16 protein-coding genes are annotated in these 15,672 nt (G+C 65.8%); 7 read left to right on the top strand and 9 right to left on the bottom strand.

The features are described 5' to 3' along the window. Nucleotides 1-67 precede the first annotated feature (67 nt). Nucleotides 68-2,014 carry a PrkA family serine protein kinase gene (locus ACV4UZ_RS01560; RefSeq protein WP_491599193.1) on the bottom strand — a complete coding sequence of 649 codons (1,947 nt, stop codon included), beginning with the start codon at nucleotides 2,012-2,014 and terminating at the stop codon, nucleotides 68-70. Nucleotides 2,015-2,370: 356 nt separating this feature from the next. Here ACV4UZ_RS01560 and ACV4UZ_RS01555 point away from each other — a divergent pair, with 356 nt between their 5' ends. After that, on the top strand, nucleotides 2,371-3,681 hold the full coding sequence (locus ACV4UZ_RS01555) for a hemolysin family protein (protein ID WP_491599532.1): 1,311 nt from the start codon (nucleotides 2,371-2,373) through the stop codon (nucleotides 3,679-3,681). 98 nt (nucleotides 3,682-3,779) lie between these two features. On the opposite strand, the gene ACV4UZ_RS01550 is transcribed toward ACV4UZ_RS01555, so the two are convergent. After that, on the bottom strand, nucleotides 3,780-4,487 hold the full coding sequence (locus ACV4UZ_RS01550) for an SDR family oxidoreductase (RefSeq protein ID WP_491599192.1): 708 nt from the start codon (nucleotides 4,485-4,487) through the stop codon (nucleotides 3,780-3,782). A 151-nt stretch (nucleotides 4,488-4,638) separates the two neighbouring features. On the opposite strand from ACV4UZ_RS01550, the gene ACV4UZ_RS01545 reads away from it, so the two are divergent. Further along, nucleotides 4,639-5,619: a GNAT family N-acetyltransferase gene (locus ACV4UZ_RS01545; RefSeq protein WP_491599191.1), complete on the top strand. Its 981-nt coding sequence runs from the start codon at nucleotides 4,639-4,641 to the stop codon at nucleotides 5,617-5,619. 171 nt (nucleotides 5,620-5,790) lie between these two features. Here the strand turns inward: ACV4UZ_RS01545 and ACV4UZ_RS01540 are convergent, their stop codons facing one another. Both ACV4UZ_RS01540 and ACV4UZ_RS01535 read right to left on the bottom strand, forming a co-directional pair. After that, nucleotides 5,791-7,707: a propionyl-CoA synthetase gene (locus ACV4UZ_RS01540; RefSeq protein WP_491599190.1), complete on the bottom strand. Its 1,917-nt coding sequence runs from the start codon at nucleotides 7,705-7,707 to the stop codon at nucleotides 5,791-5,793. A 306-nt stretch (nucleotides 7,708-8,013) separates the two neighbouring features. Then, on the bottom strand, nucleotides 8,014-8,187 hold the full coding sequence (locus ACV4UZ_RS01535; RefSeq protein WP_491599189.1) for a YdcH family protein: 174 nt from the start codon (nucleotides 8,185-8,187) through the stop codon (nucleotides 8,014-8,016). Nucleotides 8,188-8,326: 139 nt separating this feature from the next. On the opposite strand from ACV4UZ_RS01535, the gene ACV4UZ_RS01530 reads away from it, so the two are divergent. Beyond that, entirely contained in the window at nucleotides 8,327-8,902 is a 576-nt protein-coding gene (locus ACV4UZ_RS01530) for a UbiX family flavin prenyltransferase (protein ID WP_491599188.1), read from the top strand. Nucleotides 8,903-9,008: 106 nt separating this feature from the next. On the opposite strand, the gene ACV4UZ_RS01525 is transcribed toward ACV4UZ_RS01530, so the two are convergent. Then, entirely contained in the window at nucleotides 9,009-10,094 is a 1,086-nt protein-coding gene (locus ACV4UZ_RS01525; RefSeq protein ID WP_491599187.1) for an ATP-dependent 6-phosphofructokinase, read from the bottom strand. 91 nt (nucleotides 10,095-10,185) lie between these two features. Between ACV4UZ_RS01525 and ACV4UZ_RS01520 the strand changes: the two genes are divergently transcribed. The 4 genes from ACV4UZ_RS01520 to ACV4UZ_RS01505 all read left to right on the top strand — a co-directional run bounded on the left by ACV4UZ_RS01520 (nucleotide 10,186) and on the right by ACV4UZ_RS01505 (nucleotide 11,980). Next, nucleotides 10,186-10,392, top strand: a complete 207-nt coding sequence (locus ACV4UZ_RS01520; RefSeq protein ID WP_491599186.1) for a YdcH family protein — start codon at nucleotides 10,186-10,188, stop codon at nucleotides 10,390-10,392. A 9-nt stretch (nucleotides 10,393-10,401) separates the two neighbouring features. Further along, complete coding sequence (folK, locus tag ACV4UZ_RS01515; RefSeq protein WP_491599185.1) at nucleotides 10,402-10,902, top strand: 2-amino-4-hydroxy-6-hydroxymethyldihydropteridine diphosphokinase; 501 nt, start codon at nucleotides 10,402-10,404, stop codon at nucleotides 10,900-10,902. Nucleotides 10,903-10,962: 60 nt separating this feature from the next. Beyond that, nucleotides 10,963-11,505 (top strand): hypothetical protein, encoded by a 543-nt coding sequence (locus tag ACV4UZ_RS01510; RefSeq protein WP_491599184.1) that lies wholly within the window; start codon nucleotides 10,963-10,965, stop codon nucleotides 11,503-11,505. Between the two features lie 70 nt (nucleotides 11,506-11,575). Continuing rightward, nucleotides 11,576-11,980, top strand: coding sequence for a dihydroneopterin aldolase (locus ACV4UZ_RS01505; protein ID WP_491599183.1), 405 nt, complete (start codon nucleotides 11,576-11,578; stop codon nucleotides 11,978-11,980). Nucleotides 11,981-12,075: 95 nt separating this feature from the next. On the opposite strand, the gene ACV4UZ_RS01500 is transcribed toward ACV4UZ_RS01505, so the two are convergent. The 4 genes from ACV4UZ_RS01500 to ACV4UZ_RS01485 form a co-directional block, all read right to left on the bottom strand. Continuing rightward, complete coding sequence (locus tag ACV4UZ_RS01500) at nucleotides 12,076-12,339, bottom strand: hypothetical protein (RefSeq protein WP_491599182.1); 264 nt, start codon at nucleotides 12,337-12,339, stop codon at nucleotides 12,076-12,078. Between the two features lie 4 nt (nucleotides 12,340-12,343). Beyond that, complete coding sequence (locus tag ACV4UZ_RS01495; RefSeq protein ID WP_491599181.1) at nucleotides 12,344-12,721, bottom strand: cyclophilin-like fold protein; 378 nt, start codon at nucleotides 12,719-12,721, stop codon at nucleotides 12,344-12,346. Nucleotides 12,722-12,943: 222 nt separating this feature from the next. Further along, entirely contained in the window at nucleotides 12,944-14,140 is a 1,197-nt protein-coding gene (locus tag ACV4UZ_RS01490) for an acetate/propionate family kinase (protein ID WP_491599180.1), read from the bottom strand. 15 nt (nucleotides 14,141-14,155) lie between these two features. Continuing rightward, complete coding sequence (locus tag ACV4UZ_RS01485) at nucleotides 14,156-15,565, bottom strand: bifunctional enoyl-CoA hydratase/phosphate acetyltransferase (protein WP_491599179.1); 1,410 nt, start codon at nucleotides 15,563-15,565, stop codon at nucleotides 14,156-14,158. Nucleotides 15,566-15,672: the final 107 nt, after the last annotated feature.

Below are 15,672 nucleotides of genomic sequence, written 5' to 3'. Positions count from 1 at the left end.
ACCCCCGGACTTGATCCGGGGGTCCATGGATGGCCGGGTCAAGCCCGGCCATGACGATTTCGCGGTATCACCCCGCCTGCTTCACCCGCATGTACCATTCCACCAGCCGGCGGACCTGGCGCTCGGTGTAGCCGCGGCTCATCATGCGCTCGACGAATTCCGAGTGCTTCTTCTCGGAATCGGAGTCCTTCTTGGACCCGAAGCTGATCACCGGCAGCAATTCCTCCACCTGGCTGAACATGCGGCGCTCGATCACTTCCCTGATCTTCTCGTAGGAGGTCCAGGACGGCGACTTGCCGCCGTTGGCGGCGCGCGACCTGAGCGCGAACTTGACCACCTCGTTGCGGAAGTCCTTGGGGTTGGCGATGCCGGCCGGCTTCTCGATCTTGGACAGTTCCTGGTTCAGCAGGTCGCGGTTCAAGAGCTGGCCGGTGTCGGGGTCCTTGAAGTCCTGATCCTCGATCCAGGCATCGGCGTAATCCACGTAGCGGTCGAACAGGTTCTGGCCGTAATCGTGGTAGCTCTCCAGATAGGCCTTCTGGATCTCGTTGCCGATGAACTCGGCGTAGCGCGGCGCCAGTTCACCCTTGATGAACTCCAGGTACTTCTTCTCGGTCTCCTCGGGAAACTGCTCGCGCCGGATGGATTGCTCCAGCACGTACATCAGGTGCACCGGATCGGCGGAAACCTCGTGGGTGTCGTAATTGTAGGTGGACGACAGCACCTTGAAGGCGAAGCGGGTGGAGATACCGTCCATGCCCTCGTCCACGCCGGCCGCGTCCTTGTACTCCTGCATGGGCTTGGCCTTGGGGTCGGTCTCCTTGACGTTCTCGCCGTCATAGACCCGCATCTTGGAATAAAGGTTGGAGTTCTCGTGCTCCTTGAGGCGCGACAGCACCGAGAAGCGCGACAGCATCTCCAGGGTGCCCGGCGCGCAAGGGGCGCTGGCCAGTTCCGAGGAATCGATCAGCTTGTCGTAGATCTTCTGCTCCTCGGCGACGCGCAGGCAGTAGGGCACCTTGATGACGCAGATGCGGTCGATGAACGCCTCGTTGTTGCGGTTGTTCTTGAAGGTCTGCCACTCGGCCTCGTTGGAATGGGCCAGCACCGTGCCGAGGAACGGCATGGCGCCGATGTTCTCGGAGCCGATGTAGTTGCTCTCCTGCGTCGCGGTGAGCAGGGGGTGCAGCATCTTGATGGGGGCCTTGAACATCTCGACGAATTCCAGGAGCCCCTGGGTGCAGCGGTTGAGGCCGCCCGAGAAGGAATAGGCGTCGGGGTCGTTCTGGCTGAACATCTCCAGCTTGCGGATGTCCACCTTGCCCACCAGGGTCGAGATGTCCTGGTTGTTCTCGTCGCCCGGCTCGGCCTTGGACACGGCGATCTGCTTCAGGCGCGAGGGATAGATCTTGGCGACCTTGAACTTGGAGATGTCGCCGCCGAATTCCTCGAGGCGCTTCACCGCCCACGGGCTCATCAGCCCGGGCAGCCGGCGGCGCGGAATGCCGTACTTGTCCAGCAGGACCGGCCCCATCCCTTCGGGGTCGAACAGGCCCAGGGGGCTTTCGAACAGCGGGCTGACCTCCTTGCCGGCCTTCAGCACGTAGATGGGATGGACCTCCATCAGCGCCTTCAGCTTCTCGGCCAGGGACGACTTGCCGCCGCCCACCGGGCCCAGCAGGTAAAGAATCTGCTTCCTTTCCTCCAGCCCCTGGGCGGCATGGCGGAAATAGCCGACGATGCGCTCGATGGTCTCCTCCATCCCGTAGAATTCCGAGAAGGCGGGGTAGACCTTGATGGTGCGGTTCATGAACACCCGGGACAGCCGCGCGTCCTTGGCGGTGTCGATCACCTCGGGCTCGCCGATGGCGGCGATCATCCGTTCGGCGGCGGAAGCGTACATCATGGGATCGTCACGGCAGCCTTCCAGGTATTCCAGGAGGCTGAGTTCCACGTCCTTGCGACCCTCGTAGGCTCGCGAGTACCGGGTGAAGATATCGTCTTGGCCGGGCATATCGTCACTCCATGGAAGAGGGTCTAACGCATCAATTCCTTATGTTTGGATCGCTTCGGCGGAATTCATCAGGGGAGCGCGAGAATTTCCGCAAACCAGTCATGCGCGCCTCAGAAATCGGCGCGCATAGCGGAGCCCTCTGGCCCGACAAGGTTGTAGCGGAGACGGAAGACCACATGGCGTCATCCTTTCGCCTGCTTCCCATCAACACCATCCTAGCGAATGGTTCTTAACAAAATCCTTTGCTTCCCCTTGCCCCTCGAAGCAACAGGGGCATTGCGGTCAAGATCATGGTCGGCCGGCATTGTGTCGAATCCATGGTTGCCGAACGGAGCGAATCGGGCATGATCCTCTTCATGCATATCGCCTTCGAAATCGCCGTGATCGTCGCCCTGGTCTGCCTCAACGGCTGCTTCGCCATGTCCGAGCTGGCCATCGTCTCGGCACGGCGCGCCCGCCTCGCCGCCCGTGCCGCCGAAGGGTCCAGGGGAGCCGCCACCGCCCTGGAACTGGCCGACAACCCCACCCGCTTCCTGTCCTCGGTGCAGATCGGCATCACCCTGGTGGGGGTGCTGGCCGGCGCCTATTCCGGCGCCACCCTGGCCGAGCAGCTGAGCGCCTGGATCGTCGAGCAATACCCCGCCGCCGCGCCGGCGGCGGCGGGCATCGCCATCGCCCTGGTGGTGGGAGCCATCACCTACGCCTCGCTGATCGTCGGCGAGCTGGTGCCCAAGCACATCGCGCTGGCCAATCCCGAGAACATCGCCGAGAAGGTGGCGCGGCCCATGGCCCTGGTGGCCCGCCTGACCTCGCCGCTGGTCTGGCTGCTGGAAGGCTCCAGCCATGCCGTGATCCGCGTGCTGGGCGTCCGCCGCGCCGACGACCAGACGGTCACCGAGGAGGAGGTGCGGGCGATGATCGCCGAGGGCACCGAAAGCGGCGTCTTCGAGCCCGAGGAAAAGGAGATGATCTCCGGCGTCATGCGCTTCGGCGACCGCCGGGTCCGCGGCATCATGACGCCCAGGGCCGACATGGTGTGGATCGACCTCGACTGGGAGGCGGCCGAGATCATCAGGACGCTCCGCGATTGCCGCCATTCGCGGCTGCCGGTGTGCCGGGGCGGCATCGACGAGACCCTGGGCGTGGTCCAGGCCAAGGACCTGCTGGACGTTGCCCTGGACGGCCGCCCCCTCGACGTGGCGGCGGCGGTCAAGCCCCTGGCGGTGGTCCACGACAACGCCCCGGCGCTGCACGTGCTCGACGTGCTGAAGCAGTCGGACATCCACATGGCGCTGGTGGTGGACGAGTACGGCAGCGTCGAGGGCATCGTCACCGCCGCCGACATCCTGGGCTCCATCCTCGGCAACCTGTCGGAGCACGGCGAGGAGTACCAGGGCACCATCACCGAACGGGAAGACGGCTCGTGGCTGGTGGACGGCGACATGGCGGTGGACCTGGCCGCCGAGAAGCTGGGCTGCCGGGCCATGACCGAGGGCGGCGGCGACTACACCACCGCCGCCGGCTTCATGCTGTCCCAGTTCCGCGCCATCCCCGAGGCCGGCGACCACTTCGTCAAGGACGGCTGGCGCTTCGAGGTGATGGACATGGACGGGCGGCGCATCGACAAGATCCTGGTGTCGCGGGATACCGAGACCCTGGGAATGTAGCTACTATTTAGCCGTCATGGCCGGGCTTGACCCGGCCATCCAAGACCCTCGGGTCAAGCCCGAGGGTGACGGCGGAAGAATCGCTTGTTTAACAAGCCTTAGATATACTGCCCCGAATCCACCTTGATGACCTCGCCGGTGATGCAGCGCGCCGCGTCGGACAGCAGGAACAGCACCGCGTTGGCGATGTCCGAGGTGTCGGGCAGGATGGAAAGCGCCGCCTCGGCCAGGGCCTTGTCGCGGAACTGCTGGTCCAGCTTCAGCGTCATCTCGGTCAGCACCATGCCCGGCGCCACGGCGTTGCAGGTGACGCCCTTGGGACCCAGTTCCTTGGCCGCCGTCTTGGTCAGGCCCACCATGCCGGCCTTGGAGGCGGCGTAGTTGCCCTGCCCCATCTTGCCGCGCAGGCCGTTGATGGAGATCATGTTGACGATGCGGCCGACGCCGGCCTGCACCATGCCCGGCCCGGCGGCGCGGATGGTGTTGAAGGCGCTGGTCAGGTTGACGTTGATCACCGCCCCCCATTCCTCGTCGCTCATCTTCAGAAGCGTGCGGTCACGGGTGATGCCGGCGTTGTTGACCAGAAGGTGAACCGGCTTGCCGATGGCGGCAAAGGCGGCGTTGACCGATTCGGAGTTGGAGACGTCCACCGCGTGCGCCGTCATGCCCTGGGGCAGGTCCCCGGTCTCGCGGTCGAAGACATGCACCTCGGCCCCTCCGGCCAGCAGACCGTCGGCGATGGTGCGGCCGATGCCGCGCATTCCGCCGGTGACCACCGCCACCCGTCCAGGAAACTCCCACTTCATGACACGCTCCTCTTGACCGCCGGTTTGATTTCGGTATTATAGTACCGAATTATTCATTTAACAGGGTACCGCCCGCCGAGGGAAGCCGTCAAGTGCCGGCTCCCGCCCCAACCAGACCGGTGGACCCACGAGAGGGGAGGTTCGCGAGTTCATGAGCACCACCATCCGCGACATCGCTGCCGCCGACCTGGAGCGCGTTATCGAACTGGATCGCCGTCTGACCGGCAAGCCGCGTCGTAACTACCACGAAAAGCGCATGGCGGCCGTCACCGCCGAGCCGGCGAGCTTCGTCACCCTGGCCGCCGCCGACGGCCCGGTGCTGAAGGGCTATGCCTATGCCCACATCCTGGACGGCGAATTCGGCGGCTCCGGCCCCGTGGGCGTCGTCGATACCATCGGCGTCGATCCCGACCAGCGCAACCAGGGCCTGGGCCGCAAGCTGATGGCCGCGGTCGAGGACAGCCTGAAGGCGCGGGGCATCAAGGAAGTGGTCAGCCAGGCCGACTGGACCGAGCACGGCATCACCCGATTCTTCCAGTCCGCCGGATTCGAGCTGGCTCCCCGTCTGGTTCTCGAGCGCACCACCGACAATGTCTCCGATTTCGAGGCTCCCCTGGCCACTCAGGTCCGCGACAGCGACGAAGTCGATCTGTCCGACCCCTCCGGCGACGACTACGCCGCCCTGTCGCGCGACCGCATTCCGGTGCGTTCGCTGACCGAGGCCGATTATCCCTTCATCGTCTCGGTGGACCGCAAGGTCTCGCGCCGTGACCGCTCCACCTACTACAAGCGCAAGATCGCCGAGGTGACCAAGGAATCCGGCATCCGCGTCTCGCTGGTCGCCGAGATCGACGGCCAGTTCGCCGGCTTCGTCATGGCGCGTACCGAGTACGGCGAGTTCGGCCGCGCCCAGTCCACCGCCGTGCTCGACACCATCGGCGTCGATCCGGCCTACGCCCGCCACAGCGTCGGCCGCGCCCTGATGAGCCAGCTGCTCACCAACCTGGCCTCGCTGGGTGTGGAGAAGGTGCAGACCCAGCTGGCCTGGGACAGCTTCAGCCTGCTGGGCTTCCTCGCCCGCTGCGGCTTCAAGCCCTCCCAGCGCCTGATCTTCCAGCGTCGGCTCGGGTAGACCCTCCCCTGCCGTCATCGGCGGGTCGCCCTTCCCGTTCCCGACCCGCCCGAAAGGGGCCGGAGATTGCCCGATCTCCGGCCCCGCTTCCGTTTGAGGTCCGCAGCCCCCGAAACGGCAACGGCCCCCGGATCGCTCCGGGGGCCGCCGCGTCTTGGTGCACCGGGACGGTTAATCCGCGGCTTCGGTACGGGCCTTGGAATAGCCGACGGTCCGCAGCGATTCGTCGATCTCGTCCAGAATGGCGGGATCGTCGATGGTCGCCGGCATCTTGAAGTCCTGGTTGTCGGCGATCTTCTGCATGGTGCCGCGCAGGATCTTGCCCGAGCGGGTCTTGGGCAGGCGGTTGACCACGGTGCAGGTCTTGAAGGCGGCCACGGGGCCGATCTTCTCGCGCACCAGCTTGACCACCTCGGCGACCACCTGGTCGTGCGGCTTGGTGACGCCGGCCTTCAGGCAGATGAAGCCCAGCGGCAGCTGGCCCTTCAGCTGGTCGGCGACGCCGATCACGGCGCATTCGGCCACGTCGGGATGGCTGGCCAGCACTTCCTCCATGCCGCCGGTGGACAGGCGGTGACCGGCGACGTTAATGATGTCGTCGGTGCGCGCCATGACGTAGGCGTAGCCGTCCTCGTCGATCATGCCGGCATCGGCGGTCTTGTAGCAGCCCGGGAATTCCGAGTAGTAGCTGTCGATGCAGCGCTGGTCGGCATTCCACAGGGTGAGCAGGGCGCCGGGGGGCAGCGGCAGGCGGACCACCAGCGAGCCGACCTTGCCGGCCTCGCAGGGCTGATGGCCTTCATCCAGCACTTCCAGGCCCCAGCCGGGAACCGGCTTGGTGGGCGAGCCGGGCTTGATGGGGAATTCATGCAGGCCCAGGCAGTTGGCGGCGATGGCCCAGCCGGTCTCGGTCTGCCACCAGTGATCGACCACCGGGACCTTCAGGTTGTCGCGGGCCCAGTTGATGGTGTCGGGGTCCGAACGCTCGCCGGCCAGGAACAGGGCGCGGAAGCTGCTGAGGTCGTACTTCTTGATCAGCTCGCCGTTGGGGTCCTCGCGCTTGATGGCGCGGAAGGCGGTGGGGGCGGTGAACAGCGAGGCCATCTTGTACTCGCTGATCATGCGCCAGAAGGCGCCGGCGTCGGGGGTGCCGACCGGCTTGCCCTCGTAGACCACGGTGGTCGAGCCGTTCAAGAGCGGGCCGTAGCAGATGTAGGAGTGACCGACCACCCAACCCACGTCGGAGGCCGACCAGAACACCTCGCCCGGCTTGATGTTGTAGACGTACTTCATGGACCACATCAGGGCGACCATGTGGCCGCCGTTGTCGCGGACCACGCCCTTGGGCTGGCCGGTGGTGCCGGAGGTGTAGAGGATGTAGAGCGGGTCGGTGGCCTTGACCGGGGTGCAGCCGGCCGGCTTGGCCTTGGCGCAGACCTCGACCCAGTCCAGGTCGCCGGGCTTGTCCATCAGGGCGGCGGCCTGCGGGCGCTGCAGCATGATGGTGTGGCCGGGCTTGTGCTCGGAGATGGCGATGGCCTCGTCCAGCATGGGCTTGTAGGCCAGCACCTTGGAGCCCTCGATGCCGCAGGAGGCCGACAGGATCACCTTGGGCTTGGCGTCGTTGATGCGGGTGGCCAGCTCGGTGGGGGCGAAGCCGCCGAACACCACCGAGTGGATGGCGCCCAGGCGGGCCACCGCCAGCATGCCGACCACCGCCTCGGGAACCATGGGCATGTAGAGCAGGACGCGGTCGCCCTTCTCCACGCCCAGCTCGGCCAGGGCGCCGGCCAGGCGCGACACCTGGTCCTTCAGCTCGTTGTAGCTGATCTTGCGCTTGGTCTGGGTGACCGGGCTGTCATAGATGATGGCGGTCTGCTCGCCGCGGCCCTGCTCGACGTGGCGATCGACGGCGTTGTAGCAGGTGTTGGTCTCGGCACCGACGAACCAGCGATAGAACGGCTTGTTGGAATCGTCCAGGACCTTGTCCCAGGTCTTGTACCAATGGATTTCCTTGGCCGCTTCCCCCCAGAACCCCTCCGGGTCCTTCAGCGACTTGTCGTAGGCTTGCTGGTATGCGTTCGTCATGTCGGACAGGTCCTCTGCTTTGCCACTCCCATGGGGGGCTTTCCGCCCCTCCGTCTGAGCGGGGAGAATGCCGCAATCAGGCAAATTTTGCAAAGGTGCATTGCAAGGACGCGAAACCATTTTCGCGCGGCACCGCCAAAACGGCTTTTCTGATTATTAATCATGATATTACGCGACGATCCTCGCCCATTCGCAAGGTTCGCATATTTTCGCCGTCCGGAGGGCTGAATTGCAATTTGCGAATTCAGCAACGGGGGGATGCAATGAAAAAGGGGCCGGAATGACCCGGCCCCTTGATCGCCTTCCTCAGTGAGGTCCGGAGCCGATGCGGCTCAGCTCGTCCTTGATCAGCAGTTTCTTGCGCTTGAGATCATGGATCTGGGTATTGTCCGGCAGCGGGCGTCTGGCTTCCATCTCGATGGCACTTTCCAGAGCGGCATGCTTGGCTTTCAAGGACTCGACACGGTCATGAAGGCTCATTACGGTCCTCCCTATGGGGTGGGTGACTTGGGAATCTTATTCCTCCTGTCACGGAATTGTCAGCAGGGAAATTGCCCTGCCCGCCCCCCTGGACTAAGGTTCTTACCCCAATCCGCCCCAACCCCGAGGACTAACCGCCTTGAACACCCCGCCACCCCGCCTGATCGTAGGAATTAGTGGAGCCTCGGGCGTGGTCTACGGCATCCGGGCGCTCGAGATGCTGGGGCGCCTCGGCGTCGAGACCCATCTGGTCATGAGCCGGGCCGCCGAGGTGACGCTGTCCCACGAAAGCGAGCTGAAGGTGGCCCAGGTGCGCGCCCTGGCCAGCAAGTGGTACAAGGCCGAGGACATCGGCGGCGCGCCTGCCTCGGGCTCGTTCCGCTCGCTGGGCATGATCGTGGCGCCGTGCTCCATCCGCACCATGAGCGAGATCGCCACCGGGGTGACGACCTCGCTCTTGACCCGGGCCGCCGACGTGGCGCTGAAGGAGCGCCGCCGGCTGGTGCTGATGGTGCGCGAGACGCCGCTGCACACCGGCCACCTGCGTTCCATGCTGCAGCTGTCGGAAATGGGCGCGGTGATCGCGCCACCGGTTCCCGGCTTCTACGCCAGACCGGAAAGCCTGGACGACATGATCGAGCACAGCGTGGGCCGCGTGCTCGACCTGTTCGGGCTCGATTGCGGGACGATCCGGCGCTGGGGGGAACCGATTTGACGGCTTGTCACCCTGAGGCGCAGCCGAAGGGCCTTTCAGGCAAGGGCGGCAACCGCCTCGGGCTGAAAGATCCTTCGCTTGTGCTCAGGATGACAGGGAGAGCTTCCTACATCTCGCCGATATAGATACCCAGGCCGCGCGCCGTCTGGGCCAGGGTGCCGTAGGGATCGATGGCGCGGGTGATGCCGGCCACGTCGGTGATGGGCACGTCGACCACCTGGCCGTGCTGCCACGCCACCATGCGCCCCAGCTTGCCCTGGGCGATCAGATCGACGGCATGGACGCCGAAGGCCGAGGCGATGATGCGGTCGCGCATGGCCGGCATGCCGCCGCGCTGGACATGGCCCAGCACGGTGACGCGGGTCTCGGCCTCCACCGTTTCCGCAAGGCGGGCCGCCAGATACTGGCCGATGCCGCCATAGCGGGCCTGACCGCCGCTCTGCAGCTGGGTGACCGCCTGGCCGGTCTCGGTCTTGCAGCCCTCGGCCACCACCATCAGGGCGTGGTTGCGGCCCTCTTCCCGCACCTCGGCGATCTTCCTGGCGATGCCGTCCAGGGTATAGGGAATCTCGGGGATCAGCACCACGTCGGCGCCGCCGGCGATGCCGGCATTGATGGCGATGTGGCCCACGTCGCGGCCCATGACCTCCAGGATCATCACCCGGTGATGGCTGGCCGCCGTGGGGGCCAGACGGTCCATGGCCTCGCCCGCCACGTTGAGCGCCGTGGCGAAGCCGATGGCGTAGTCGGTGCAGGCGACATCGTTGTCGATGGTCTTGGGGATGCCCACCATGGGAATGCCGCCCTGGCGGCACAGCTGGTTGAGGATGCGCATGGAGCCGTCGCCGCCGATCACCACCAGCGCCTGGATGCCCAACTCCTTGTAGCCGTCGACGAAATCCTGCGAGCGGTCCTTCCTGGACCCGTCGGGCATGGGATAGGCGAAGGGATCGCCCTTGTTGATGGTCCCCAGGATGGTGCCGCCCAGGCGCAGCATCCCGTCGCCCACCGACTTCAGGTCGAATTCCACGTAATTGAGCGGCCGGTCCATCAGTCCCAGGCTGCCGTCCCGGATACCGAAGACCTGCCAGCCGTAATTGCGGATGGCGCGATGAACGACGGCACGCAAGGCCGCGTTCAATCCGGCGCAGTCGCCGCCGCTGGTCAGAATTCCGATACGCTTGGCCGCCATTCCCCAACCTCCTCTTTATCCTACCTTACCCATACCGTTTCCGGACGAGTTCTGCTACCCTCCACCCACCTTGTCCCAGTTTCGTCCAGCCATGATCGATGACAATCTTGAAGACGTCCGCCGTCAACTGGCGGAATTGAAGACCGAGCACCGCGATCTGGACGACGTGATCTCCCGCGTTTCCGACGAGGCGCCGTTCGATCAGCTGCGCCTGCAGCGGCTGAAGAAACGCAAGCTGCACCTCAAGGACGAGATCGCCCGGCTGGAAAACCTGCTGATTCCCGACATCATCGCCTGACGCTCCATCATGACACTGGTTCACCTCGGCCTGGGCACCAACCTGGGCGACCGGCCCGCCAACCTGCGCGCCGCCATCGGCGCCCTGGGCATGCTCGGCACCGTCGCCGCGCGTTCCCAGGTGTGGGAGACGGCCCCGCTCTACGTCACCGACCAGCCCGCTTTCCTCAACATGGCCGTGGCGCTGGCCACCACCTTGCCGCCGCGCGACTTGCTGGCCCGCCTCAAGGAGCTGGAGGACCAGCTGGGCCGGGTGGCCTCGGTGCGCTACGGACCGCGCCTGATCGACCTCGACATTCTGCTCTATGGGGATATGGTGATGGAGGAGGAGGTTCTCACCCTCCCCCATCCCCGGCTGCAGGAGCGCCACTTCGCCCTCGCCCCCCTGGCCGAGATCGCCGGGCCGGCCCTGCACCCGGTCCTGGCCGCCAGCATCTCCACCCTGCTCGGCCGCCTGCCCCCGGCCGACGATGTTCGCCCCGTCGGTTCCCTCGACACTATGACCTTGTAGCCACCCGCCATCACAACCACATCCCTATGGCATATGCCGATGGAATTGGTGGGTATGGCGATGGGTGAAGTTGTCAAGCATTCGAAATCCCAGGAGCGGGACGCCCAGGTCCTGACCTACGAAATCTGCGGCCAGGACCGCATCATCGCCATGAGCCCGGGCTGGATGAACGGCGGCAAGCGGCATCCCGCCCTTGGCCGCAGCCTGTGGGACCTGCTGGGCGACGGCAACATCGCCGACGTCTACCGCGCCCTGGTCACCCAGATCCGGCGGACGGGAACCGGCCAGTGCTTCACCTTCCGCTGCGACGATTTTCATACCCGGCGGGTGATGTCCATGGCCATGATGCCGACCGGCGGCGGCGGCATCCGCTTCTCCAGCCGGCCCATCATCGAGGAAAGCCAGGACACCGCCGATTTCATCCGGCGCCACCAGGCCAAGCCGGTCTACGTCGATTTCTGCCCCACCTGCGGCGGCATCCGGGTGATGAATCGCTGGCAGCCGGCGGGAGCGGCGGTGGAGGAACTGGGCATCTTCGCCCAGGACCTTCCGTTCCGCACCTGGCCGGTTCATTGCCCCCCCTGCGAGCCTGGCGGTCATTGACCACTTGCGTGGCGCGCTCGGGAAGCGCTATGACCCTGCTTTCCCAGCCTTAGGAAAGAGCCAAGTGTTCGTGAGCCGCAGTGAAGACGAGACCAAGCCGCAGGAAGCGCCGGTCCGCCGCCTCTATCGCATCCTGGTCCGCGATCTGGTGCTGAAATGCTCCATCGGCATCCATGCCCATGAATTGCTGGCGCCCCAGAGGGTGCGGATCAACGTCGACATGAGCGTGCTGGAGCAGGCCGGTCCGTTGAGCGACGACATCGCCAACGTGGTGTCCTACGAGGACGTGATCGACGGCATCAAGGCCATGCTGGCCGAGGGCCACATCAACCTGGTGGAGACCCTGGCGGAAAAGATCGCCGAACTGTGCCTCAGCGACGAACGGGTGGAGACCGCCCGTATCCGGGTGGAAAAGCTGGATGTCTACGCCGAGGCCGCCTCGGTCGGCATCGAGATCGAACGCGGACGGAAATAGCCGCCCGAACCATCAGTGCCGGTTCGGATAAGCCGCGCCAGGACGAGATCCCTCCGCCCCGCCGGGCGTCGGGACGACAGGTCGGCTCGCCGACCTTACCGGGCCGGCAATTCCTCGACGGTCACCGACGAGCGGCCCGAGGGCGACGCCGGAGCGCGGGCCGGCGGCGGCGGTTCCTCCTCGGTCCGGGCCTGAGACTGGGACTGGGGCGCCGGCTGCGAGGCGTTCTGCTGCCCGCCCTGATTGCGCTTGTCCCATTCCTTGACGCCATGGGCGGCCAGTTCGGCCACGGCGCAGCCCGACAGGCCAGCCATCAGCGACAGAACGGCGACCGCCCGCGGCATGGATCGTAGCGGCATGGTCCTACTCCGCGGCCGCCTCGACCCGGACCAGTTCACCCGCCTCGACCTTGGCCAGGAAGGCCAGCGAATCTCCGGTACGGCCGAAGATGTTGGCGGGCACCGCCAGACGGATCTCGTCGCCTTCGGAACAGGGCGTCGGGCCATAGCCGATGACGATGGACTCGCCTTCGTGACGGAAGGCCAGTTCGCCGGCCTCGACCACGTCGCGGGCATGGTCCTCGCGGTCGGCATGCACCGGGGCCTGGAAATAGACCTCGCCCTGCCAGATGGCGGCACGGGCCTCGAACGGCAGCGCCGCCAGCACCGCATCCGCCGTTGCCGTGTCGTAGAGATCGACGTGCAGGACATGGTGTCCGATGGAAATCTTCAGCTTACGCATGCCTTAGCGGTCCCGCCTGGTTCCTGTCATGGCTCCAATGTGCCATTTCCCAAGGGAATTGACCAGAAGCACAATAGCCATACCAGATATGGTGTCTTCAGCCTAGAGCCGGATGCTTCGAGGTTAAAACCTCGAAGCTGAATCCGTCTCTAATCACTAAATTAGAGGGCGATTCAGACGACAGACCGGCACGATGTCGTGCCGGTCTGTCGTCATCGCACTCTAGTCGCGCAAGCTCCGCAGGACCTCGCGGGTATGCTCGGCGATCATCATTTCCTCGTCGGTGGGAATCACCCAGACCGCCACCTTGCTGTCCATGGCGCTGATCAGCTCGGCCTCGCCCTCTTCGTTGGCTTCGGAATCGAGGCGGATGCCAAGCCATTCGGACAGATGGCAGACCTTGGCCCGCACCGGGGGCGAATGCTCGCCGATGCCGGCGGTGAACACCAGGGCGTCGAGCCCGCCCATGGCGGCGGCCAGCGAGCCCAGTTCGCGGGCGATGCGGTAGGTGAACAGCTCCACCGCCTCGGCGGCGTGGGGCTCGGAGCTTTCCAGCAGCACCCGCATGTCGTTGTTGAGGCCCGAGACCCCCAACAGGCCAGACTGCTTGTACAGCAGGTTCTCGATGTCCTTGGCGGTCATGCCCTTCTGCTGCAGCAGATAAAGCACCACGCCGGCGTCCAGCGTGCCGGTCCGCGTCCCCATGGGCAGGCCGTCCAGGGCGGTGAAGCCCATGGTGGAGGCGACGCTCTTGCCGCCCTTGATGGCGCACATGGACGCGCCCGAGCCCAGATGGGCCACCGCCACCCGGCCACGGGCCTGGGCGGGAGCCAGCCTGGCCAGCCGGCGCGAGATGTACTCGTAGGACAGGCCGTGGAAGCCGTAGCGCTTCACCCCCTCGCCGGTGAGGGCGCGCGGCAGGGCGAAGGTCTGGGCCACCCAGGGATTGGAGCGGTGGAAGGCGGTGTCGAAGCACGCCACCTGCGGCAGACCGGGATGGACCTTGGCCAGGGCGCGGATGGGCGCCAGGTTGTGCGGCTGGTGGAGCGGCGCCAGCGGCACCAGCTGCTCCAGCTCGGCCATCAGGTCGTCGTTGATCAGCAGCGGATGGGAGTATTGCGAGCCGCCATGCACCACGCGATGCCCGGCCACCTTCAGCTCGGCCCCGTCCAGATGGGCCTCGATCCAGCCGATCATGTGCTTGAACAGCGCCTCGTGGCTGAGATCGGGCTGGTCCGGCCAGCGGTCCTCGGCCAGCACCGTCCCGTCGGGCGACTTGGCGATGAAATGGGGGGCGACGTTGATGCCCTCCACCTGCCCCTTGGAGGACAGCAACGGCTCGTCGTCGCCCTCGGAGATGTACAGCGAGAACTTGATGCTGGACGAGCCGGCGTTGATGACCAGGATGCCTTCACGCATTTGACGATCGATCCCTTACTGCGCGGCAACCGCGCCCTTGGCGCGGCGGGCGTGGGCGAACAGGACGGCGACGGCGCAGGACGCCAGGCGGGCCTTGGCGCTGTCGGCGCGGCTGGTCAGCACGATGGGCACCCGGGCGCCCAGCACGATGCCGGCGGCGTCGGCGTCGGCCAGGTAGGACAGCTGCTTGGCCAGCATGTTGCCGGCCTCGAGGTCGGGGACCAGCAGGATGTCGGCGCGCCCCGCCACCGGCGAGGTGATCTTCTTGATCTTGGCCGCCTCTTCGCTGATGGCGTTGTCGAAGGCCAGCGGGCCGTCCAGCTGGGCGCCGGTGATCTGGCCGCGATCGGCCATCTTGCACAGCGCCGCCGCCTCGATGGTCGAGTTGATCTTGGGGTACACCGTCTCCACCGCCGAGAGGATGGCCACCTTGGGCAGCTCGACGCCCAGGACGTGGGCCAGCTCGATGCAGTTCTGCAGGATGTCGGCCTTGTCCTCCAGCGTCGGGTAGATGTTGATGGCGGCGTCGGTGATCAACAGGGTGCGCGGATAGGTGGGCACGTCCATGACGAAGACGTGGCTGATGCGCCGCGCGGTGCGCAGGCCCTTATCCCTGGACGCCACCTCGTGCATCATCTCGTCGGTGTGGAGCGAGCCCTTCATCAGGGCCTCGGCCTCGCCAGAGCGGCACATGGCCACCGCCTTCTCGGCGGATTCGTGGGAATGCTGGGTATCGACGATGCGAAGGCCCGAGATGTCCAGGTTGAACTCCTTGGCCACCGAGCGGATCTTGGCTTCCGGCCCGATCAGGATGGGGTCGATCAGGCCAAGCTTCGCCGCCTCGACGGGACCTTCCAGCGACACCTGGTCGCAGGGATGGCACACCGCCACCGAGATGGGCGCCAGGGGCGCGCAGCGGGCGATGATGTCCTCGAACACGTGATGGCGGCGGCGCAGCGCCACCTCGGACAGCTCCATGCGCGGCTGCACCACCTTTTCGGCGGGGGCGGAGACGCGGGCCTGGCCGGCGAACACCGTCTCGCCCCGCTGGTTGCTTCCCCTGCAGTCGAGCACGATGTCGAGCGGCGCGATCTTTTCGGTCACCGTCACGGTGACGGTCAGGGTGTCCCCCACCTCGACCGCGCCGGTGAAGTCCAGCTGCTGGCTGCGGTAGACGGTGCCCGGTCCAGGCAGCTCGTTGCCCAGCAGCGCCGACAGAAGCGAACCGCCCCACATGGAATGGGCCACCACCTTGCGATGGTGGGCGAACTTTTCGGCGCTTTCCACGCTGTAATGGGTGGGATTGAGGTCGCCGGTGGCGACGCCGAACAGTTCCACGTCCTTCATGGTGCAGGTGCGCGTCAGGCTTGCCGTGTCGCCCACCTTGATCTCGGCGAACGTACGGTTCTCCATCATCTCAACCATGCCCGGTCCCCTTCGACACATACCGACGAAATATTGTTGCGGCGCAAACTATAGCCCCGATCCCCCGCACCGCACAATGACCGCTTCGTGACTAAGGTCAACGCCGT

Source organism: Paramagnetospirillum sp. (genome assembly GCF_058402745.1).
This window is presented reverse-complemented; position numbering and strand designations above follow the sequence as displayed.

What these genes read in the sequence shown, in the direction of transcription:
- ACV4UZ_RS01560 (WP_491599193.1), bottom strand. Translation starts at nt 2,014, where the DNA reads ATGCCCGGCCAAGACGATATCTTCACCCGGTACTCGCGAGCCTACGAG.
- ACV4UZ_RS01555 (WP_491599532.1), top strand. Translation starts at nt 2,371, where the DNA reads ATGCATATCGCCTTCGAAATCGCCGTGATCGTCGCCCTGGTCTGCCTC.
- ACV4UZ_RS01550 (WP_491599192.1), bottom strand. Translation starts at nt 4,487, where the DNA reads ATGAAGTGGGAGTTTCCTGGACGGGTGGCGGTGGTCACCGGCGGAATG.
- ACV4UZ_RS01545 (WP_491599191.1), top strand. Translation starts at nt 4,639, where the DNA reads ATGAGCACCACCATCCGCGACATCGCTGCCGCCGACCTGGAGCGCGTT.
- ACV4UZ_RS01540 (WP_491599190.1), bottom strand. Translation starts at nt 7,707, where the DNA reads ATGACGAACGCATACCAGCAAGCCTACGACAAGTCGCTGAAGGACCCG.
- ACV4UZ_RS01535 (WP_491599189.1), bottom strand. Translation starts at nt 8,187, where the DNA reads ATGAGCCTTCATGACCGTGTCGAGTCCTTGAAAGCCAAGCATGCCGCT.
- ACV4UZ_RS01525 (WP_491599187.1), bottom strand. Translation starts at nt 10,094, where the DNA reads ATGGCGGCCAAGCGTATCGGAATTCTGACCAGCGGCGGCGACTGCGCC.
- ACV4UZ_RS01520 (WP_491599186.1), top strand. Translation starts at nt 10,186, where the DNA reads ATGATCGATGACAATCTTGAAGACGTCCGCCGTCAACTGGCGGAATTG.
- folK (WP_491599185.1), top strand. Translation starts at nt 10,402, where the DNA reads ATGACACTGGTTCACCTCGGCCTGGGCACCAACCTGGGCGACCGGCCC.
- ACV4UZ_RS01510 (WP_491599184.1), top strand. Translation starts at nt 10,963, where the DNA reads ATGGGTGAAGTTGTCAAGCATTCGAAATCCCAGGAGCGGGACGCCCAG.
- ACV4UZ_RS01500 (WP_491599182.1), bottom strand. Translation starts at nt 12,339, where the DNA reads ATGCCGCTACGATCCATGCCGCGGGCGGTCGCCGTTCTGTCGCTGATG.
- ACV4UZ_RS01495 (WP_491599181.1), bottom strand. Translation starts at nt 12,721, where the DNA reads ATGCGTAAGCTGAAGATTTCCATCGGACACCATGTCCTGCACGTCGAT.
- ACV4UZ_RS01490 (WP_491599180.1), bottom strand. Translation starts at nt 14,140, where the DNA reads ATGCGTGAAGGCATCCTGGTCATCAACGCCGGCTCGTCCAGCATCAAG.
- ACV4UZ_RS01485 (WP_491599179.1), bottom strand. Translation starts at nt 15,565, where the DNA reads ATGGTTGAGATGATGGAGAACCGTACGTTCGCCGAGATCAAGGTGGGC.